This is a genomic window from Mycobacterium sp. UM_Kg1 (assembly GCF_000972925.1).
Classification (GTDB): Bacteria; Actinomycetota; Actinomycetes; order Mycobacteriales; family Mycobacteriaceae; genus Mycobacterium; species Mycobacterium hiberniae.
On record NZ_JRMK01000036.1, the window covers coordinates 15,186 to 33,954 of the forward strand.

Genomic DNA, 18,769 nt, shown 5'->3' on the forward strand with positions numbered 1-18,769 from the left:
CCCCGATGACCGACGACCACCCAGATCCTGTGCTTCTCTACGACGGTGTCTGCGGAATCTGCAATCGGTCGGTGCAGAGCATTCTGCGGTTCGACCGGCGCGGCACGCTGCGATTCGCATCGTTGGACAGCGATTTCGCGTGCGCGGTCATCGCGCGCCACCCGGGGCTGGGCGACATCGACTCGATGATTTTCGTGCACAACCCGGGCCGGCCCGACGAGCGCATCGACGTGCGCTCGGCGGCCGCCCTGCGGGTTCTGAGCTATCTGGGTGGGCCCTTCCGGCTGCTGCTGGCGGCCCGCCTCATCCCGGCGGGACTGCGTGACTGGCTCTACGACCGCTTTGCCGCGGTGCGCTATCGGTGGGGCGGTCGGTACGACACCTGCCCCATCCCGGGGCCCGACGTGCGTGCCCGTTTCCTGGATGCCTAGGTGTCCGTTCCGGCATTTGTAGTCGACACGTTCACGGCGGTCAGGTTCCGGGGGAACCCCACCGGCGTGGTGCTGTTGGACGGTCTGGCCGACACCTCGTGGATGCAGTCGGTGGCAGCAGAATTCAATTGCCCGGCAACCGCTTTCATCGGCCCAGCTCAGGAGGGGGTCGGTCCGAGAGTCCTGCGGTGGTTCAGTCCGGTGGCCGAATTGGCGTTGTGCGGCTCCGGAACCCTGGCCAGTGCTCACGTCTTGGGCGGGGACCAGTCCTTCCGGGCGGGCGATCGCTTGCTGGCCTGCACGACGGATTCCGACGGCGCGATCAGGATGGCGTTTCCGGCGGACCCCGTGCGCGGCGAGTCGCCGACTGCGGAGCTGGTGGCAGGCCTGCCCGGGGTGAGCATCCGCTCGGTGTGGCGGGGCAGCCTGGACGTGGTCGTGGAAGCGGGGTCAGCTGCCGAAGTCCGGGCGCTCGCGCCGGACACGGCGTCGCTGGCGAAGGTGGACGTGCGTGCCGTCGTGGTTACGGCAGTCGGTGACGGTGACGCCGACATCGTGAGCCGGGTGTTCGCACCCCGCTTCGGGCTGTCCGAGGATCCGGTGACCGGCTCGGCGCACTGCACCCTTGCCGCGCTGTGGGGCGGGCGTCTCGGAGTCGAGGAATTCACGGCGGAACAGGCCTCGCCGCGAGGTGGGCGATTGCGGGTGCGCCGTGACGGCGACCGTGTCCTGCTGATCGGGCACGCGGTGACCGTCTTCAGTGGGGAACTTCGCCGTTAACCGCGCAGGCGTCGGCGCAACGGCGCCGCCGCCAGACCTGCCGCGCCCGCCGCCAGCATCGCAAGCCAGACCAGATGCGCAGCTGTCGCAGCCCGCCGCGGCCCGGTCGGCACCTTCGGGGCATGGCCGCCAACCCGGTACACCGTCAGATCCGCATCCCGGTAGGCCACCGGAAGCCGAGTCAGAGTCTTTTCCGCAGCACCGATCTCGCCCTGCGCATCGGTCTCTCGAACAACCCAGCCCACGCCCTTGACGCCGAGCGCAGCCGGTTCGGCGCCGGACAACAGCGCCTCCTGCACCGTCCGCGCGCGAGCGCCCTCTCCGGGCACGGTCTGCCCGCCGACCATCAGATCGCCGGTGGTGAGTACCTCGGCGCGCACCCAACGGGGCAGCGGGTCCAGTACCGGGGCGGTACCCGCCCAGGGGAACCGGCGGATGGTGTCGGCGGGCAGCACGGCCACCGGACGAGGATCGGCGTTGATCTTGGCCGCCACCGCCGCCCACCCCGGTGGGTAGTGCACCGGTGTCACCCGGCCGGCCACGCCCCAGGCCAGGTCCGGCAGGACGACGATCAGCGCGACGCAGCAGACCAGCGCCGCTCGGGCCGGCGGCAGCCGGTTGCGCAGGCCCACCACCGCCCCCGCTCCGGCCAGCGCGTAGCCCGGCACCGCCAGCGCCACCCACTTCTGGCCGTCGCGCAGAATTCCGAGTCCGGGCGCGATGTCAGTAGCCCAGCGCAGCAGGGCCACACCGGGGCCCGTGGCCAGCAGGGCGAAGGCCAGCACCGTCGTTGCGGCCAGGGCCAGCAGTGGCCGTACCGCAGGCAGGTCCCGCACCGACGACCAGCCCAACCCCAGCACCGCCAGGAACACCACGGTGGCCAGCAGTGCGAAGCCGGTGGTCCGTGATGCCGGGACCGCCTCGGAGTTCCAGATTCCGCCGAGCCCGGCGAGGCTTCCCAGGGTGCCCAGACCCGGCTCGGCGCGGGCCGCGAACGCCGCCGCCCCGGCCGATTCGCCGTGCGCCGACCCCGGGCTCAGCACCAGCGCCGTGAGCCAGGGCAGGGCAGCTGCCGTGGCGATCGCCATCGCGCTGAGGGCACACCACCAGCGCGGCGGCCCGTCGCCGGGCGCCGCGACACACACCAGCGCCACCACGGTGGCCAGCACCAGGCCGGTCGGGGTCAGCCCGGCCAACGCCAGAAAGAACACCAAGCCGAACAGTCCCCTCGCCCCGGAGCGCAGCCCCAGCATCGCCACCGCCGCCCACGGCAGGCAGCCAAAGCCCACCAGCAGACTCCAGTGGCCCTGCAGCAACCGCTCAGCCACATAGGGGTTCCAGATCGCCACGGTGACCGCGATCAGCTGACCGGGCAGCCCGGCTTCGGGTGCGACGATGGCGACCAGGCGTGCGGCTCCCCAGCCAGCCAGCCACAGACCCACCACCAGCAGTGCTTTGACCACGATGCCGCCGTCGGCCAGCCGGGAGGCCAGGGCGACGGCGAAGTCCTGCGGAACCGCTCGTGGTGCCGACTCGCTCAGCCCGAGGGCAGCCTCGGTCAGGTAGGACCGCGGCGTGGAAACCGCGTCCCGCAGCAGCAGATACCCAGGCCGCAGCAGGGGCGCCAGAATCAGCAGCGTCAGGCCGAGTGCATAGCACGGCGCCCACCAGCGCCTGGCTTGCACCACCGCGGAACTACGGTTGGTCGGGCGCCGAATCCGGGGTGCCGCGATCCGGGGCGCTCGGCTCGGGTGGCGCCGGGGGCCGGTCCAGTTGGGGACGTTGCGTCGGCAGCTTCTCGGTCTCGGCCTCAGCTCCCGACGGTTGCTGGGCGGTCGGCGACTTGGGCGCGAACCCGCCGAAGAACCCCTCCTCGGAGCCCAGGCGGCCGGGGCGTCCCAGAGCGGCCTCGGCGGGCAGGCTGAACCAGCCGACCAGGACACCGCTGAGCAGACAGATCAGACCCGCGGCGGTGAAGGTGATCGGCAGGACCCGCGACCACAGGGCTACGCGATCCCGCTCGTTGCGGGCGGCGTCGACCTGCGCCTCAACGGTCTCCTCGGAGCTGGTGACCGTGTAGTCCACCAGTGCGACCTCCGGCTTGAGCGGGTCACGAGCGAAGTAGTGGTTGGCGTGCACCTTCGACTTGACGATGGTGCCCGAGACAGGGTCGACCCACATCGTGCGCTGCGCGGCGTAGTACCGCGTCATCGTGATGTCCTCGTCGGGATCGGCGCCTTCGATGTTCCACATCCGGGCCGGCGCGGTGATCTCGCCGTCTTCGTCGTGGCCGTACAGCGACGGGTAGCGGATCGGCTCGTTGAGGCTGCCGTCTTCGTCGTAGCCGACGTTCTGCACGAAACGGTAAGTGGTCAGCCCGTTGACGTCGTCCTCGCCCTCGTAGTTGGCCTCGTAGGCCTTCTGGGCGATCGGGTCGAAGTACTGGTAGGACTGCTTCTTGGTGTCGAAGGGGAACCGGTAGGACAGTCCCTCGTGGGGCAGCGCGATATTGGTGGGCGGGTTCTCGTCCTCGAAATTGCGCGGTCGCTGCACCGAGCCACCCGGGTGGGTGTCATCGGAAATCGCCCGGGCCGTAGTGCGGTTGAGGGTCACGGTGTCGACGATCGCCAGCAGCAGGCCGGTGTCCTTCTGCCGATCCCCGCGCCGCAGCGACGAACCGACCTGCAAGGTCACCACGTCGGCGTTGGCCGGCGACTCAACCGTGATCTGCTCCTGTGACACCAGCGGCACATCGTGGTCCACGACGGCGTGTTCCCGGCCCAGGGACTCCGGGTCCAGGGCGGCGCCGCTGCCGTTGCCGACCAGCGTGACGTCGAGATCGAGCGGGATCTTGGCGATCTTGCCCGCGGTATAGGTAGACAGCAACAGGGCCGCGATCAGCAGGGCGGCGCCGAGGCCCATGACTGCGCATGCCGCGATACGCATCATGATTGCTCGGTTCACGCGCCGCACCCTCCAGTTGAACCCGCACCTAAATTTGTTCGACCCTAACAGCAGCAGATGAAACAGCTACTGTGTGTCCATCGAAGCCTCGGTCCCTGATCAGATGAACCAGCAGGTGGGTGGTGTTCGCAGCTTCCTGCCCGCTGTCGAGGGTATGCGCGCCTGTGCGGCTATCGGCGTGGTGATCACCCATGTGGCATTTCAGACCGGGCACTCGTCGGGGATCAGCGGCCGGTTGTGGGGCAGGTTCGACATGGCCGTGGCGGTGTTCTTCGCGCTGAGCGGATTCCTGTTGTGGCGGGGGCATGCCGCCGCCGCGCGGGGGTTGCGTCCGGCGCCGCCGACCGGCCATTACCTGCGGTCGCGGCTGGTGCGGATCATGCCGGCCTACCTCGTGGCGGTGGTGGTGGTGCTGGCGCTGCTCCCCGACGCCGGGGGAGCCAGTCTGACGGTCTGGCTGGCCAACCTCACCATGACGCAGATCTATGTGCCGCTGACGCTGACCCCGGGACTGACCCAGATGTGGAGTCTGGCGGTGGAGGTCAGCTTCTACCTCGCGCTGCCGCTGCTGGCGCTGGCGGCGCGCTGGTTGCCGGTACGCGCGCGAATTCCGGCGATCGCGGCCGTGGCGCTGCTCAGCCTCGGCTGGGGATACCTGCCGATCCATACGCCCTACGGGGTGAACCCGCTGAACTGGGCGCCGGCCTACGGCTGCTGGTTCGGGGCGGGCATGCTGCTCGCGGAGTGGACCTACAGCCCGGTCGGCTGGGTGCACCGGCTGGCCCGCCGGCGGCTGCCGATGGCGGGCGTGACCCTGGTGGCGTTTCTGGTGGCGGCCTCACCCCTGGCCGGTCCGGAAGGGCTCACCTCGGCAACCGTCGAGCAGTTCATCGTGCGGACCGCGATGGGTGGGGTGCTGGCGTGGTCCCTGTTGGCCCCCCTGGTGCTGGACCGGCCCGACACCGCGCACCGGTTCTTGGCCAGTGCGCCGATGGTGACCCTGGGCCGCTGGTCGTACGGAATCTTCATCTGGCATCTGGCGGCCCTGGACATGGTGTTTCCCGTCATCGGCCGATTCGCGTTCACCGGGGACATGGCGGTGGTGCTGGCGCTGACGATGGTTTTCACCGTCGCGATCGCCGCGGTCAGCTATGCCCTGGTGGAGCAGCCGTGCCGCGAGAAGCTACGGGGCTGGGAAACGCGGCATCGCCCCGAGCGCGCTCAGGCGGCTTTGCCTGAGGGAGTGTATTCGGCGGAGTCGCTGGTGAATTCGGGCGTGCCGTAGGCCTTCAGCCGCCGCTTGAGCAGCCGGAGCACGTAGGCCCTTGTCAGCCGGCGCAGGCCCGGGGTGCGCACGGCGCGCTGGACCACCAGCATGCGGCCCGCCACGAACGGAGCCGTCAGCGCGATCCGCGCATAATCACCCGCAGTGAGCGTGACGCTCATCTTCTTGGCTACGTCACGCTTACCGCCGCAGAAGTTCTTGACGAAAAACACCTTGCTGTAGCTCTTCTCGACCGCGTCGGCGATGCGCTCACGCAGCGTGGTCTCCTGGCGCAGGTAGGCAGCCATGGTCGAGCGGACCAACTCCCCACAGGTGGCGTCGTCGAAGTCGTCGCGCAGCAGCGCGGCGCGGGCGCTGAACACCCGGATGATCTCGTCGGGTGTGGTCGGCAGCAGCTCCTCGGGCAGGCCGAGCAGAACGCAGCGGTAGCGGGTGAACTCCACCTGAGCACGCTCGCTCGGTGTGAACTCCGTGCGCTTTTGGCGCCGGGCGTCCATCGCCAGCACAAAGAGGTTGATCATGCCGGCCGGCATCTGGTCGAGCTGCGGAATCGGCAGGCCGTAGACGCCGATGTCCCACTTCGGGGAACGCTTGAGCGCGTTGAAGCGGACCATCGAGTGCATCAGCCGAACCATGGCCGCTGCCTCGAAGCCCGGGCCGTACCGGTCCAGTGCGCCGGGCAGCGTGGTGACGGTGAAGAAACTGGTGGTCTCGTTGACCCGCGCGGCAGCACGCTTGCCCGACAGCGCCCCGGTCAGTGCCATCGGCAGCGCGGCATAGGTGTTGAGGAAGGTTGCGATGAAAGCACCGCGGACCACGAACGGCGCCAACAGCGCCATCGGGACTCGGGAGTGTTCTGCACCCTTACGGACCAGATCCATATCCAGCCAGTCCGGGGTGGCCTCCAGGTCGGCGATGAACGCGGCCAGCTCCGGCGGCGCGTCGGGCACCGCGTCGATTCCGTGCCGGCAAGCCTGCTTGAGCATGCCGATCAGGGTGCTGACGCTGTATTGGCCCATCAATGCGGCGTAGGAGTCCGACACCACGTCGCCCAGCCAGGTGGCCGTCGTGATCAGCTCGACGGCGGCATCGTCGGCCAGCAACTGGGCCCGGGTAGCCGGATTGCCGGGCAGCGACGAGACGTCGTCGGGGGCCAGCGCCGTGCGGTAGGGCTGCACATCGAAGTTCAGGTCGCCGTAAAGAGCCGGGAGCAGCTCGGCCTGGCGGCGGACGCGCTCGTACAGCTCGGGGTAGTGCGTGGGCATCCAAGAACCTCCGATGACTGGCAGATTCCGCGTGATCGGTCTGGCGTGCCGGCCGACGGTGAATTCGGTGGCGACACCGGGCCGCGCAGCACGAACCCCGCACAATGGCACAAAATTATGTAATTGTGTCACGATAACACGCGGGAAGTCCCCGCTGACAGAGGCGGCCGCCGCGTATCGGCTCGGCTCACCGCCGCACAGGACAGGAAGGGCGACATGGCCAGTCCGGCATCGGTCACAGTGGGCGATGCCATGGGCGGCACGGCAGGCGCGATCCTCGAGGCCGCACGGGTCGAGTTCGCCGGGCACGGCTTTCGCCGGGCCAACATCGATGCCGTGGCTCAGCGCGCCGGTGTGAGCCGCCGCACGCTGTACCGGCATTTCCCCACCAAAGAGGCGCTCTTCGAGCAACTCATCGAGGCCGACACCCAAGTGTTGTTTGTCGAGCTCGGCCACGCCGCCCGCGCCCAGGACGCGGCCGGTGCCATCGTGGAATGCTTCACCCTCGCCATGCGGCGCATCACCGAGAGCCCGCTGGCCACCGCGGTGATCGCCAACGAGCCGGAACTTCTCATCGGGCTCAACACGCCCAAGGGGGAGCGGGCTTTGATGCGCGCCAGCAATCTGGTTGCCGCGACGCTGCGACTGTGCGGAACCACCATGCCCGACGAAGCCGTGCAGACCACCGCGGAGATCTTGGTGCGCCTGGTCGGATCGCTGCTCACCAACCGAGGCGGAGTGCTCGACATCAACGACACCGTGGCGGTCCGCGACTATGCGGAAACGCACCTTGCGCGCCTGGTCTGGTGAGGTGCGGCCCCGATCGCCGCTGCTGTGCTGTGCCGGATCTCCTGGTCGGTGTGTAATCGATTGCGATGCCGGGAGATTCAGACCCGCTGTAGGGCTGTTGCCCTGAGTCAGCCCGCTTGACCGCCGGACTTCACAAACTCACAGGTTGCTGGTACCTCTAGCAACAGGAAGCTACTTATGCTGTCAGCCATGACTTCGGGGCCGTCGCGACGGCGGATGACGGCGCAGGCCCGGCGGAACCAGATCCTCGATGTCACGCACGCCATCGTCGACGCCGAGGGATTTCACGCCGCCACTCCGAACCGGATAGCCCGCGAGGCCGGTATCAACCGATCGCTGATCTATCAGCAGTTCGGTGACCCCGCAGGCTTGTTCGTCGCGCTCATCGATCGCGAGGCCGCGCGGGCGGGCGCCCAGTTCGCCGAGGTGATCTCCGCGACCACCGAAGCCTACGCGGACGGCGTGCTGGTCAGCCGGTTCGACAGCGTGGTCGAGGCCGTCGATGCTCAGCCCGCCACGTGGCGACTGTTTCTGTCGCCGCCGCAGGGGGCGCCGCCGGAACTGCACGAGCGGCTTGCCCAGGCGCAGGAAGTGGTGCGCGCCTATCTGGTGGGCGAGTTGCTGCGCAGCTACCCCGGTCTGCCCGACCCCGACTACACCGCCCGCATGTTGCAGGCGGCCGCCTGTGAGCTTCTGCAGTTGCGACTCAGCGATCCCGAATCCGCCACCCGCGAGCGACTCCAGGCGTTGGTGCGGACCTTGGCCGTGCGCGCCGGTTCGTTGGTGGGGTGACCTCCGGGGCCGTCAGTAGGCCCCGGAGTGCTCGAAGATCTTGCGCGGGTTGACGACCAGCATGGTGTGCAACTGGTCCTCGGTGACGCCGCGCCGGCGCAGTGCGGGCAGCACGTCATTGTGGATGTGCAGGTAGTGCCAGTTGGGTGCGGCCGTCGCGCTCAGGTCGCCGGGTAGGGCGTCGAAGTAGCAGTTGGCGTCGTGGGAGAGCACCATTTTGTCGGCGTGGCCGCGCTCGCACATGGCCGCCACGGTGTTCACCCGCTCCTCGAACGGTAGGAACATGTCGATGCCGAAGCGGTCCATGCCCAGATACGATCCCGCCGCGATCAGTTCCTCCAGGTAGCCCAGATCGGTGCTGTCGCCGGAGTGGCCGATCACCACCCGGGACAGGTCGACGCCTTCTTCTTCAAAGATCCGCTGCTGTTCCAGGCCGCGCCGGGTGCCGGCATGGGTGTGGGTGGAGATCGGAACGCCGGTACGCCGGTGGGCGTTGGCCACGGCGCGCAGCACCCGCTCGACGCCGGGAGTGACGCCCGGTTCGTCGGTGGCGCACTTGAGGATTCCAGCCTTGATCCCCGTGTCGGCGATGCCGGACTCGATGTCGCGGACGAACATGTCGGCCATCAGCTCCGGGCCGTCCAGCAGCGTGCCGGGGCCGCGGAAGTGGTAGAAGAACGGGATGTCGTCATAGGTGTAGAGCCCGGTCGCCACCACGATGTTGAGCTCGGTTCCGGCCGCGACCCGTGCGATCCGCGGAATGTAGCGGCCCAGCCCGATCACCGTCAGATCGACGATGGTGTCCACGCCGGCGGCTTTGAGCTCGTTGAGCCGGGCGATCGCGTCGGCCACCCGGGCGTCCTCGTCGCCCCAGACTTCCGGATAGTTCTGGGCCAGCTCGGTGGTCATGATGAACACGTGCTCGTGCATCAGCGTGACGCCGAGGTCGGCGGTGTTGATGGGACCGCGTGCGGTCTGGCATTGCGACATGGCCCGATCGTATGGACCTTGCGGCCGCGGCCGATCGTCTTCGCCGATACTGCCTACGGGTGCTCCAGCAGATTGTCGCGGATGCGGGCGTAGGAGTGGCTGAACAACTCCACCTCGCGAGGGCTCAGGGAATCGAACAGGCCGGCGCGCACCGCTGCGACATGACCCGGCGCGGCCGTTCGCAGTTTGTCGAGGCCCGAGTCGGTGAGTTCGGCGTACTGCCCGCGTTTGTCTTCCTCACACCTGACCTGGCGGACCCAGCCGGCGTCGGTCAGCCGTTTGACCGCACGGGTGACCCCACTGCGGGTGGTCACGGTGATATCGGCCAGCTCGTTCATGCGCAGCCGGCGCTCCGGCGCCTCGGACAACAGCGCCAGAATCTCGAAATCGGACAGGCTCAGTCCTGAGTCGGCGGTCAGTTGCCGGTCCAGGCTGCGCAGCAGCAGGCGTGTGCTGTCGAGATAGCCGCGCCACATGTGTTGTTCCTTCTGGCTGAGCCAGCGCGTGTCCATGCTCCCAATGTAGTTGCTTCGAGCATCACTGGACCGGCGAGCTGCCCGCTATATCCGCAATCCATCTCAGGAATGAATCGAAAACTAGTTTCGTTCGCAACTAACAGCTAGAGTGAACAGCCAAGGAGGGCTTCGCGTGACCAACACCGGTATGCAGTTCGGCATCTTCACCGTCGGCGATGTCACCGCCGACCCGACCACCGGTCGTACGCCAACTGAGGCGGAGCGGATCCGGGCGACCGTGGCGATCGCGAAAAAGGCCGAGGAGGTCGGTCTGGACGTGTTCGCCACCGGCGAGCACCACAACCCGCCATTCGTGCCGTCGTCGCCGACCACGCTGCTGGGCTACCTCGCAGCGCGGACCGAGCGCATCGTGCTCAGCACCGCGACCACGCTGATCACCACCAACGACCCGGTGAAGATCGCCGAGGACTACAGCGTGCTGCAACACCTCGCCGATGGCCGGGTGGATCTGATGCTGGGTCGCGGAAACACCGGACCGGTCTACCCCTGGTTCGGCAGGGACATCCGGTCCGCGCTGCCGCTGACCGTGGAGAACTACCAGCTGTTGCGCCGGTTGTGGCGCGAGGAGGTCGTCGACTGGACCGGTCAGTACCGCGCTCCGTTGCGCGGTTTCACCCTGGCGCCGCGCCCGCTGGACGGAGTTGCGCCGTTCGTCTGGCACGGGTCGATCCGCAGTCCCGAAATCGCCGAACTCGCCGCGTTGTACGGCGACGGCTTCTTCGCCAACCACATCTTCTGGCCGGCATCGCACACCCAGCGGATGGTGCAGCTCTACCGCGAGCGTTTCGAACACCACGGCCACGGTGGTGCCGACCAGGCGATCGTGGGTCTTGGCGGCCAGGTGTTCCTGCGGCCCAACAGTCAAGACGCGGTGAACGAGTTCCGGCCGTACTTCGACAACGCCCCGGTGTACGGCCACGGGCCCAGTCTCGAGGAGTTCAGCGCCCAGACGCCCCTGACAGTCGGTTCGCCCCAGCAGGTGATCGACAAGACTCTGGGGTTTCGGGAATACGTCGGCGACTACCAGCGCCAGCTCTTCCTGATCGACCATGCGGGGCTGCCGCTGAAGACCGTGCTCGAACAGCTCGATCTGCTGGGGGAGCACGTTGTGCCGGTGTTGCGCAAAGAGTTCGCCGTCGGCCGGCCCGCACACGTTCCCGCAGCGCCCACTCACCAATCCCTCGTCGCGGCCGGGCGCACACCGATCCGGGAGGCATCGTGAAGGCAAGTCCTGCCGACCGGCGGGAACTGACACGCACAACAACCAAGGAGAGAAGGCAATGACGAAGCTGGCGGTTATCTACTACTCGGCCACCGGACACGGCACCGCGATGGCCCAGCGAGTGGCCCGGGCAGGTGAGGCCGCCGGCGCGGAGGTGCGGGTGCGGCACATCGAGGAGACGCGCGATCCGGCGAGCTTCGCCCACAACCCGGCGTGGACCGCCAACTACGTAGCCACCAAAGACCTGCCCGCCGCCACCGGCGACGACATCGTCTGGGCGGATGCCGTCATCTTCGGCTCGCCCACCCGATTCGGTTCCCCCGCGGCGCAGTTCCGGAACTTCATCGACGGGCTGGGCGGCCTGTGGGCCAAGGGCGAACTCGCCGACAAGGTCTACGCCGGGTTCACCTCAAGTCAGACCGCGCACGGCGGGCAGGAGGCCACGCTGCTGAACCTGTACGTGTCGCTGATGCATTTCGGCGGCATCCTGGTGCCGCCGGGCTACACCGACCCGATCAAGTTCGCCGACGGCAACCCCTATGGCGTCGGCCACGTCACCGGCGCGGACAACCAGAACCAGCTGGACAAGCCCACCCTTGCCGCACTCGACCACCTGGCCACCCGGGTGGTGGGCATCGCCGCCAAGATCGCGGGCTCATGACCGGCCTCAGGCCACCCACACCGTCTTGAGGTTGCAGAACTCCCGGATGCCGTGGCCCGAGAGCTCGCGGCCGTACCCGGACCGCTTGATCCCGCCGAACGGCAACTCCGGGTAGGACACCGTCATCCCGTTGATGAACACCTGCCCGGCCTCGATCTCGTCGGTGAAACGGTTGATCTCGGCTTCGTCGCGGGTCCAGGCGTTGGAGCCCAGGCCGAACGGGCTGGCGTTGGCGATCTCGATGGCCTCGTCGATGTCTGCGGCGCAGTACACCGACGCCACCGGCCCGAACACCTCCTCGGTGAAGATCGCCATGTCACGGGTGATGTCGGTGATCACGGTGGGCGGGTAGAACCACCCGGGCCGGTTGAGCCGCTTTCCACCGCAACGGATCACCGCTCCGGCGGCCGCGGCGGCATCCACCTGTTGCGCGACCTCGTCGCGTCCCGCCTCGGTTGCCAGCGGTCCGATGTCGGTGTCCGGATCGGTCGGATCGCCTACCCGAAGAGCTGACATCTGACTGACGAACTGGGTGGTGAAGTCCTCGTAGATGTCCGCGTGGACGATGAATCGCTTTGCTGCGATACATGATTGACCGTTGTTCTGTACCCGCGCGGTCACCGCGGTTGCAACCGCCGAGGCCACGTCGGCCGAGGGCATCACGATGAACGGGTCGCTGCCGCCCAGTTCCAGCACGGTGTGTTTGATCTCATCGCCGGCGATGGCGGCTATCGAACGGCCGGCGGGTTCGCTACCGGTCAGCGTCGCCGCGGCCACCCGCGGGTCGCGCAGCACACGCTCGACCGCCCCCGACGGGATCAGCAGGGTCTGGAAGCAACCCTCGGGAAAGCCGGCCCGGGACAACAGTTCGGCGAGGTACAGGGCTGTCTGGGGCACGTTCGAGGCGTGCTTGAGCAGTCCCACGTTGCCGGCCATCAAGGCCGGGGCGGCAAACCGCACGGCCTGCCACAGCGGGAAGTTCCACGGCATCACCGCCAGCACCACCCCGAGCGGCTGATAGCGCGCGAACGCCTTGGACGCGTTGACCTTCGGCGCGTCGGCGATCTCGTCGGCCAGCAGTTGCTCGCTGTGCTCGGCGTAATAACGGAAGCCCTTGACACACTTGAGTGCTTCGGCCTTTGCCGCTGCCAGGGTCTTGCCCATCTCCAGGGTCATCATGGCGGCGACCTCGTCGGCCTCGGCTTCGAGCAGGTCGGCCGCGGCGTGCATCCATCGGGCCCGCTGGTCGAAATCGGTGCGACGGTATGTGACGAACCTATTGGCCGCGCGGGTGATCGCGGCGTCGACTTCGGCGTCGCCGGCGGCGGTGAACGTCTTGACCGTTTCCCCGGTTGCCGGGTTGATCGTCGCTATCGGTGTTGCGGGCACGCGGAACCCCCTTCGGTGCTGCAGTGTGACGACTACACGTCCAGCCTGCCACCATCGAACCGCGTAGGCTCGCCACGAGCCAGCATCAGTACGTCGATACGGGAGCCGCCCGATGCGTTTCAACCCACCGCCCACCTGGCCGCCTCCGCCGCCTGGCTGGGCGCCGGATGCCAACTGGGCGCCTGATCCGGCCTGGCCGCCCCCACCTCCCGGCTGGCAACTGTGGGTCCAGGACGAACCTGGCATGCCCCCCGGTGGCGTCCCGCCCTACGGTGCGCCGTGGCCGGTGCCGGGTCAGCCCGAGCCCAAGTCGCGTAAAGTGCTGTGGCTGTCGCTGGCCGCGGTGGCGGTCGTGGTGATCGCCGGACTGGTCCTGGTGCTCGGCGGCCGGTTCGCGGCCGAGGACAAGCCGTCGCGCAAGCCCGACATCACGAATCTGTCGTCGGAGATGCTGGTCCAGCGCTCCGCATTCCCGGACTCGTCCGGCGGGAAGTGGATCAGCGGCGTCGACAGTGCCGGCGACGCCCCGTCGGATATGCCGAATCTGACCGTCGACCCGCCCGAATGTGCCGATTTCTACTCCAGTCCGGCCTCCGCCACCCAGACGGCGACGGCGACCTTGGCCAAGTTTCAGCCCGGCGGCCTGCACACGATGCGGGTGCGGCTGGCGCTGACGCCGGACCACCCCAACCTCAAACGGTTCGTGGAGAAGTGCAAAACCTTCACGCAGACCTTCGAGCAGGGCGGGCGTTCGGTGACCACCGATATCCAGCTGGAACCGTTGGAGGCCGATGGGGTGCCGCCGTGGGCGGTCGCGACGGTGATCACGAGCGCCGGCAAGGCCACTGTCCGGCTGCCGATCTCGATCACCGCGTCCACCATTTCCGGCTACTACCGCGGAGTGCTGGTCGTTGCCACCAGCAACGACATCGGACTGCGTCCCGATGCCGACGATTCCGGGGATGCCACCCACGCCGAGGACCTGGTGCGGCTGTTCAACACCCAGATCGAGAAGCTCGAAGCCGCGCCCTAGCTCGCACGGCACTGCTTGCGACCGCGGTGCTTATCGGTGGTGGCCCGCTGCGCTCGACTCCGTCGAGCTTGCGACCGCGGTGTTTATCGGTGGTGGCCCGCTGCGCTCGACTCCGTCGAGCTTGCGACCGCCACCGCCACGGCGGTGGCTGACAGGACGGCGAGGGAGATCAGCGCCGCCAGTTGGACGCCGGCGGAGTGGCCGGCGTAGCCGTCGACCGACCGCCAGGGATGCCGGCACAGCATCGCCCCAGCGGCGGTCAGCCCACCGGCACTCAACCCCAGCCGGACCGCGTCGAAGGCCCGTTGCCGATGCCGCAACGCCCACAGCAAGACCATCGCCGCGCCGAACACCGCCGCTCCGGCGGGCCCGGCGATCAAGAAGCCGACTGCCAGCGCACCCCCCGCCACCACGCGGCGGCCCGGCTGCCACGGCAGCGCCGGGGGACCGGGATCGCGAGCGCGCCGCGCCGGCCACCAGGCCAGCAGGGCCAGCAGCGGCAGCAGCGCCAGCCCGCCGGCCATCCCGAGCCGGTAGAGCCGATTGGGCCCGAAGGTCAGGGTGATCGCGCCGTCGGTGCCGGCGGGCAGCACAAAACCCTGCTGCCATCCGTTGACCGCCACCGGCGCCAGCGGGGTGCCGTCCGAACGGCGAGCCACCCACCCGCTGTTGATGCTCTCCGGAACCACCAGCACCCGCCCGGCCGCCGCACCGGGCACCGTCACCTCGCGCCGGCCCGCGCCCCACGAACCCAAAACCGCCGGTGTCGTCTCGGTGGTGCCGACGGCCGCAGCCGCACCGGACAAGGTGGCGCTGTCGACCACGAACGCCGGCCCCGGGCTGACCACCAACTCCTGTGCGCCGGGCGGCAACGCGATCGGACGTCGGTCGCACGCCTTAGCCGCCACCGGCTGATCGTCGAGCAACGCGCCGACAGTCGTGGTGATCGTGGTGTGCACAAACCGCCCGGCGATCGCGATGATCGGTCCCTGCCCGCAGTCGACGTGCACCGCACGCGAGCGGTTGCGGGCGGGATCGGCGGGGGCGATCGGACGTCCGCCGGCGCCGAGCACGCTGACCTCGGCCAGGCCCGGCGGTTTGAGCTGATCGAAGCCGATAGCGGTGCGGTCGATCACGTCGTCCCAGCCCAGCAGGCTGATCCGCACGGTATCGGTGACGTGCGGCAGCAACCGCACCTGCTGCTCACCGGATTCGGCCACTTCCCGAACCTGCGGCCCCGACCCCAGATCGATCGCGACCAGGGTCGGCCGCGCCGGCAGCGGAGACCGGCTGGCGGTGAACCGCAATCCGGTCACTTGGACCGGCCGCGGCAAGGTGACGGTCAGGGTGGGCGGCGATCGATGCGCGACCACCCGTTGCGACGCCGTCCACGCCGTGCCCGGATCGCCGTCGGCGGCGGCGTAGGCCGACCCGAGCACATCGAGCACGTCGGCGTCACCGCGGGCCCGCGCGGCGCCCGGTTCGGCGATCAGGTCGACCAGGTGCGGGCTCTGCCGTGGCCGCACCCAGACCGTCGGGGTCACCGACATGGCCCGCGGAACGTTCAGGGTGCGGCTGAAGGTGGCGGGCTCCTCGGGCTCCAGCATCATCGACGCCGCGCAGCGCACCGCGCCGTCGAACGGCGCGCAGCCGGCCCGTCCCGGCAGTCCCGCCCCCAGGTCCCACTGCGCCACCTGCGCGGCCGCCGGTGGCGCTGGGACCAGCGCGGTGTGTCGCAGGTCGACCGGATGGGCGAAACCCGAGGCGTCGTACTGGGTGACGGCCAAATCGGTGATGCCGAACTGCACGCCCGGAGAGCCGTCGTCGGTGCCGGATGCCGTGATGCGCACCCACGGCGTTTCGCCGTAGGGCAGGGCGGCGGTGAGCGGCTCGCCGGCCCGGTCGAAGCGCAGCGTGGTGGTGCCGTTGACGGTGGAGATCTGTATCCGCCGCACCTGCGCGCCGACGGCCGTCGCGCTGGGCGTCACGGTGATGATGCCGTTGGTCAGCGGATGGTCGAAGTCCACCTGCAGCCATTGCCCGACCGCCGACTGCAGCGCGCTGGAGACCCAGGCGGTTCCGGAGTCGCCGTCGATGGCGGCCGCGGGGGAGGTCGACGGCGCCACGTCGGGCAGCGTGGTTGCGTCCGAGGACGAGCTGGAGGCGGTGAGCCGGCCTCCGAGCCAACCGCCGAACACGGTGCTGGCGCCGGGCGTCGGATAGTCCGGGACCCGGCTCAGGGTGTGCCGGGCGTCGCCGGCGGCCCGGATCGTCGAAGAGTGGTCGTCCACCCGGCCGTAGTCGGTCTCGCGGGCCAGCGGGGTGTCGGTGACGGTCACCACGGGGGTGGGCAGTCCCGCGCGCCGGGCGTCCCCGGTCAGCAACACCGGGCCCAGGGCCGGCTCGCCGCGCAGCCGGCGGTGCTCGTCGAGGCGCAGCAACACCTCGGGGCCGCCGTCGACGCGCGGCATCGCGTCGAGATCGGCCAGATAGGGCGCGCCCGGGTCTGCGTCGGCCGCGGGATCACCGACCCGGTAGATCTCGATCGCCGGATACGCGGGCCGCAGGCCGCTGTCGGCGACGAAGCCCGGGACCGAGCCCGAGCCGACGGGATCGCCGAACTGGGCCACCCGCCGCAGCCCCGGTGAGCCGTCGACGGCGCGGTGAACCAGCAGTGGCCGCGCCGAGCGGGAGGTGTCGGGATCGAGGTCGTTGCGCACCACCAGGTAGGAGATGCCCTGCCGGATCAGGGTGTCGGCCAGGCCGGCGGACGGCCGGCCGGAGGCGAACAGGCGCTGCACCGAGTCGAGCGCGCGGATGGTCTGCGGCGGTGTCAGCGGGATCGAGTCGCGCACCCCCCACGGGCCGGCCTCGAGGACCTGCAGCGGCTCGTCGTGGCTGTTTCCCCAGGTCTGGGTGGCGAACGGCGCGCCCGGTGCCACGAGCACGCGGCCCGGGGTGGGCCCGCCGGCGTTGTGCTCGGCGAGCCACGCCGCGGCGTCACGCCAATATTGCGGCAGGGCGCTGAAGGTCCCCGGCGGCGTGAGCCGGCCGGTCCAGGCCAGCGAGGTGCTGACCAGCAGGGCCGTCAGGATCACCAGGCCCACCGCGGCTGATTTGTGGTGCTCGGGGTGGGCGAACGCGCGCCTCCACACCGGCCGGGGGGCGCTGCCCGGCAGCGGGATGCGGCCCAGCAGGTGGACGAGCCCCAAGACCAGCGGGATCCGGATCACCGACTCGAGCTTGTGCAGGTTGCGCAGCGGGGCGCCGGCCCCGTCGAGGAAGGACTGCACCGGTTGGGCCAGCGGGGAGCCCAGTCCGCCCGCATAGCCGATGGCCAGCAGTGTCACGCCGATCAGCAGCATGGTGACCAGCCGTCCGGCGCCCGGTGTGCGCCCGACGAGCAAGCCGGTCAGCCCGGCCAGCCCGGCGGCGGCCACCAAGCAGGTCCCCAAGATCAGCACCGGGCGGGTGACCAGCGGGGATCCCGCGGTGGCGTTCGGCGCGACGAACGGCGTCCAACTGTGGGTGCCGCGCAGCATCTCGGTCAGCGACGTCCACCGGGTGGTCACACCGGCCGATTCGATGAAATCCAAGAACGGCGGGCTGACCCGGCCCAGCAACACCAGGGCCACCAGCCACCAGGCCACCGCCAAAGTCAGCGCCAGCAGCCACCAACCGGTGAACCGCCACCAGCGGCGGGTCGGGCGGTGGCACAGCCACCAGATCATGGCCGGCAGGCAACCCGCCAGCGTCGCGACGGCATTGACGGCGCCCATCAGCGCCACTGCGACGCCGGCCTGCCCGGCCAGCATCCGCGCGGACCGTTGCGGTGCCTGCCGATCCGGATCGCCGGGAGGTCCCAGCGCCCGGATCACCGGCAGCAGCACCCACGGCGCCAGCGCCATCGGCAGTGTCTCCGACGAGATCGAACCCAAGGTGGTGAGCACCCGCGGTGAGAGGGCGAACGCGGCGGCGCCGATCAGCCGTGCCGTGGGGCTGCCGATCCTCAACGCCTCGGCGACGCGCAGCAGGCCCCAGAACGCCACCGTGAGCAGCACGGCCCACCACAGTCGCTGAACCAACCAGCCCGGCAGGCCCAGCAGATCACCCGCCAGGAAAAAGGCGCCGTGCGGAAACAGGTAGCCGTACGCCTGGTTCTGCACCTGGCCGAACGGCAGCTCACTGCTCCACAGGTTGGCGGCCCGCGCCAGGAACCGCAGCGGAGCCAGTGTGAGATCAAGCTTGGTGTCCGGCGAGATCCGCCCGGGCGCCTGCAGCATGCTGCAGGCCAGCGCGGCGGCTCCCACCAGCCAGAGCCAGCGCCGGGACAGCGGACTCAGCGCCTGCGACGTTGCCGGCAGTTGGTCGAGCGTTGCCGGCGAGCGCAGGTCAGCCGCGGTTGCCGTATTCAACCCTGTTCAGCACCGAAGACTGCGGGTCCCCTCCAGCGATCTGCGGCTTGGTGTCCTGCTGCACCATGAGCGTGACCCCGAAGACGGCGGCGGCACCGAGTAACACCCCCACGACGATGCTGATGGCGGCCGGTACCACGAACCGAGGCATGGTCAGGCTCCTTCTGCACTGTCGTGACGTGTTCGTCGGGCCATC

16 protein-coding genes are annotated in these 18,769 nt (G+C 69.3%); 8 read left to right on the forward strand and 8 right to left on the reverse strand.

Annotated features, from left to right (window positions below; genetic code table 11):
• Positions 1-5: 5 nt before the first annotated feature.
• Positions 6-431 carry a thiol-disulfide oxidoreductase DCC family protein gene (locus tag LI92_RS08080; RefSeq protein ID WP_046317880.1) on the forward strand — a complete coding sequence of 142 codons (426 nt, stop codon included), beginning with the start codon at positions 6-8 and terminating at the stop codon, positions 429-431.
• A complete protein-coding gene (locus LI92_RS08085; protein WP_046317882.1) occupies positions 432-1,211 on the forward strand; it encodes a PhzF family phenazine biosynthesis protein in 780 nt (259 codons plus the stop codon).
• On the opposite strand, the gene LI92_RS08090 is transcribed toward LI92_RS08085, so the two are convergent.
• Both LI92_RS08090 and pgfA read right to left on the reverse strand, forming a co-directional pair.
• The gene (locus LI92_RS08090; protein WP_046317884.1) at positions 1,208-2,899 is read right to left on the reverse strand and encodes an MmpA family trehalose lipid delivery protein; all 1,692 of its coding nucleotides are present in this window, start codon (positions 2,897-2,899) and stop codon (positions 1,208-1,210) included. The two genes, LI92_RS08085 and LI92_RS08090, sit on opposite strands and share 4 nt — an antisense overlap.
• 7 nt (positions 2,900-2,906) lie before the next feature.
• Positions 2,907-4,175 carry a cell envelope lipid trafficking protein PgfA gene (gene pgfA / locus LI92_RS08095; protein WP_192830005.1) on the reverse strand — a complete coding sequence of 423 codons (1,269 nt, stop codon included), beginning with the start codon at positions 4,173-4,175 and terminating at the stop codon, positions 2,907-2,909.
• Between the two features lie 103 nt (positions 4,176-4,278).
• Between pgfA and LI92_RS08100 the strand changes: the two genes are divergently transcribed.
• The gene (locus LI92_RS08100) at positions 4,279-5,460 is read left to right on the forward strand and encodes an acyltransferase family protein (protein ID WP_046317889.1); all 1,182 of its coding nucleotides are present in this window, start codon (positions 4,279-4,281) and stop codon (positions 5,458-5,460) included.
• Here LI92_RS08100 and LI92_RS08105 read toward each other — a convergent pair.
• On the reverse strand, positions 5,397-6,725 hold the full coding sequence (locus LI92_RS08105) for an oxygenase MpaB family protein (protein ID WP_046317890.1): 1,329 nt from the start codon (positions 6,723-6,725) through the stop codon (positions 5,397-5,399). The two genes, LI92_RS08100 and LI92_RS08105, sit on opposite strands and share 64 nt — an antisense overlap.
• 216 nt (positions 6,726-6,941) lie before the next feature.
• Here LI92_RS08105 and LI92_RS08110 point away from each other — a divergent pair, with 216 nt between their 5' ends.
• Both LI92_RS08110 and LI92_RS08115 read left to right on the forward strand, forming a co-directional pair.
• Positions 6,942-7,535 (forward strand): TetR/AcrR family transcriptional regulator, encoded by a 594-nt coding sequence (locus LI92_RS08110; RefSeq protein ID WP_152665382.1) that lies wholly within the window; start codon positions 6,942-6,944, stop codon positions 7,533-7,535.
• Positions 7,536-7,751: 216 nt separating this feature from the next.
• Positions 7,752-8,327, forward strand: coding sequence for a TetR/AcrR family transcriptional regulator (locus tag LI92_RS08115; protein WP_046317892.1), 576 nt, complete (start codon positions 7,752-7,754; stop codon positions 8,325-8,327).
• Positions 8,328-8,339: 12 nt separating this feature from the next.
• On the opposite strand, the gene LI92_RS08120 is transcribed toward LI92_RS08115, so the two are convergent.
• The gene (locus LI92_RS08120; protein ID WP_046317894.1) at positions 8,340-9,317 is read right to left on the reverse strand and encodes a phosphotriesterase family protein; all 978 of its coding nucleotides are present in this window, start codon (positions 9,315-9,317) and stop codon (positions 8,340-8,342) included.
• Between the two features lie 53 nt (positions 9,318-9,370).
• On the reverse strand, positions 9,371-9,829 hold the full coding sequence (locus LI92_RS08125) for a MarR family winged helix-turn-helix transcriptional regulator (RefSeq protein ID WP_046317895.1): 459 nt from the start codon (positions 9,827-9,829) through the stop codon (positions 9,371-9,373).
• A 151-nt stretch (positions 9,830-9,980) separates the two neighbouring features.
• On the opposite strand from LI92_RS08125, the gene LI92_RS08130 reads away from it, so the two are divergent.
• Both LI92_RS08130 and wrbA read left to right on the forward strand, forming a co-directional pair.
• Entirely contained in the window at positions 9,981-11,075 is a 1,095-nt protein-coding gene (locus LI92_RS08130) for an LLM class flavin-dependent oxidoreductase (protein ID WP_046317905.1), read from the forward strand.
• A gap of 58 nt (positions 11,076-11,133) precedes the next feature.
• Positions 11,134-11,736: an NAD(P)H:quinone oxidoreductase gene (gene wrbA, locus LI92_RS08135; protein ID WP_046317897.1), complete on the forward strand. Its 603-nt coding sequence runs from the start codon at positions 11,134-11,136 to the stop codon at positions 11,734-11,736.
• Between the two features lie 6 nt (positions 11,737-11,742).
• Here the strand turns inward: wrbA and LI92_RS08140 are convergent, their stop codons facing one another.
• Positions 11,743-13,125 carry an NADP-dependent succinic semialdehyde dehydrogenase gene (locus LI92_RS08140; RefSeq protein WP_046317899.1) on the reverse strand — a complete coding sequence of 461 codons (1,383 nt, stop codon included), beginning with the start codon at positions 13,123-13,125 and terminating at the stop codon, positions 11,743-11,745.
• Positions 13,126-13,369: 244 nt separating this feature from the next.
• On the opposite strand from LI92_RS08140, the gene LI92_RS08145 reads away from it, so the two are divergent.
• Positions 13,370-14,158, forward strand: coding sequence for a hypothetical protein (locus tag LI92_RS08145; RefSeq protein WP_286134936.1), 789 nt, complete (start codon positions 13,370-13,372; stop codon positions 14,156-14,158).
• 83 nt (positions 14,159-14,241) lie between these two features.
• Here LI92_RS08145 and LI92_RS08150 read toward each other — a convergent pair whose 3' ends face one another.
• Together LI92_RS08150 and LI92_RS22225 are read right to left on the reverse strand one after the other, a co-directional pair.
• Positions 14,242-18,501 (reverse strand): alpha-(1->3)-arabinofuranosyltransferase, encoded by a 4,260-nt coding sequence (locus LI92_RS08150; RefSeq protein ID WP_152665384.1) that lies wholly within the window; start codon positions 18,499-18,501, stop codon positions 14,242-14,244.
• A 49-nt stretch (positions 18,502-18,550) separates the two neighbouring features.
• Entirely contained in the window at positions 18,551-18,724 is a 174-nt protein-coding gene (locus tag LI92_RS22225) for a DUF2613 domain-containing protein (RefSeq protein ID WP_013827163.1), read from the reverse strand.
• Between the last annotated feature and the right edge of the window lie 45 nt (positions 18,725-18,769).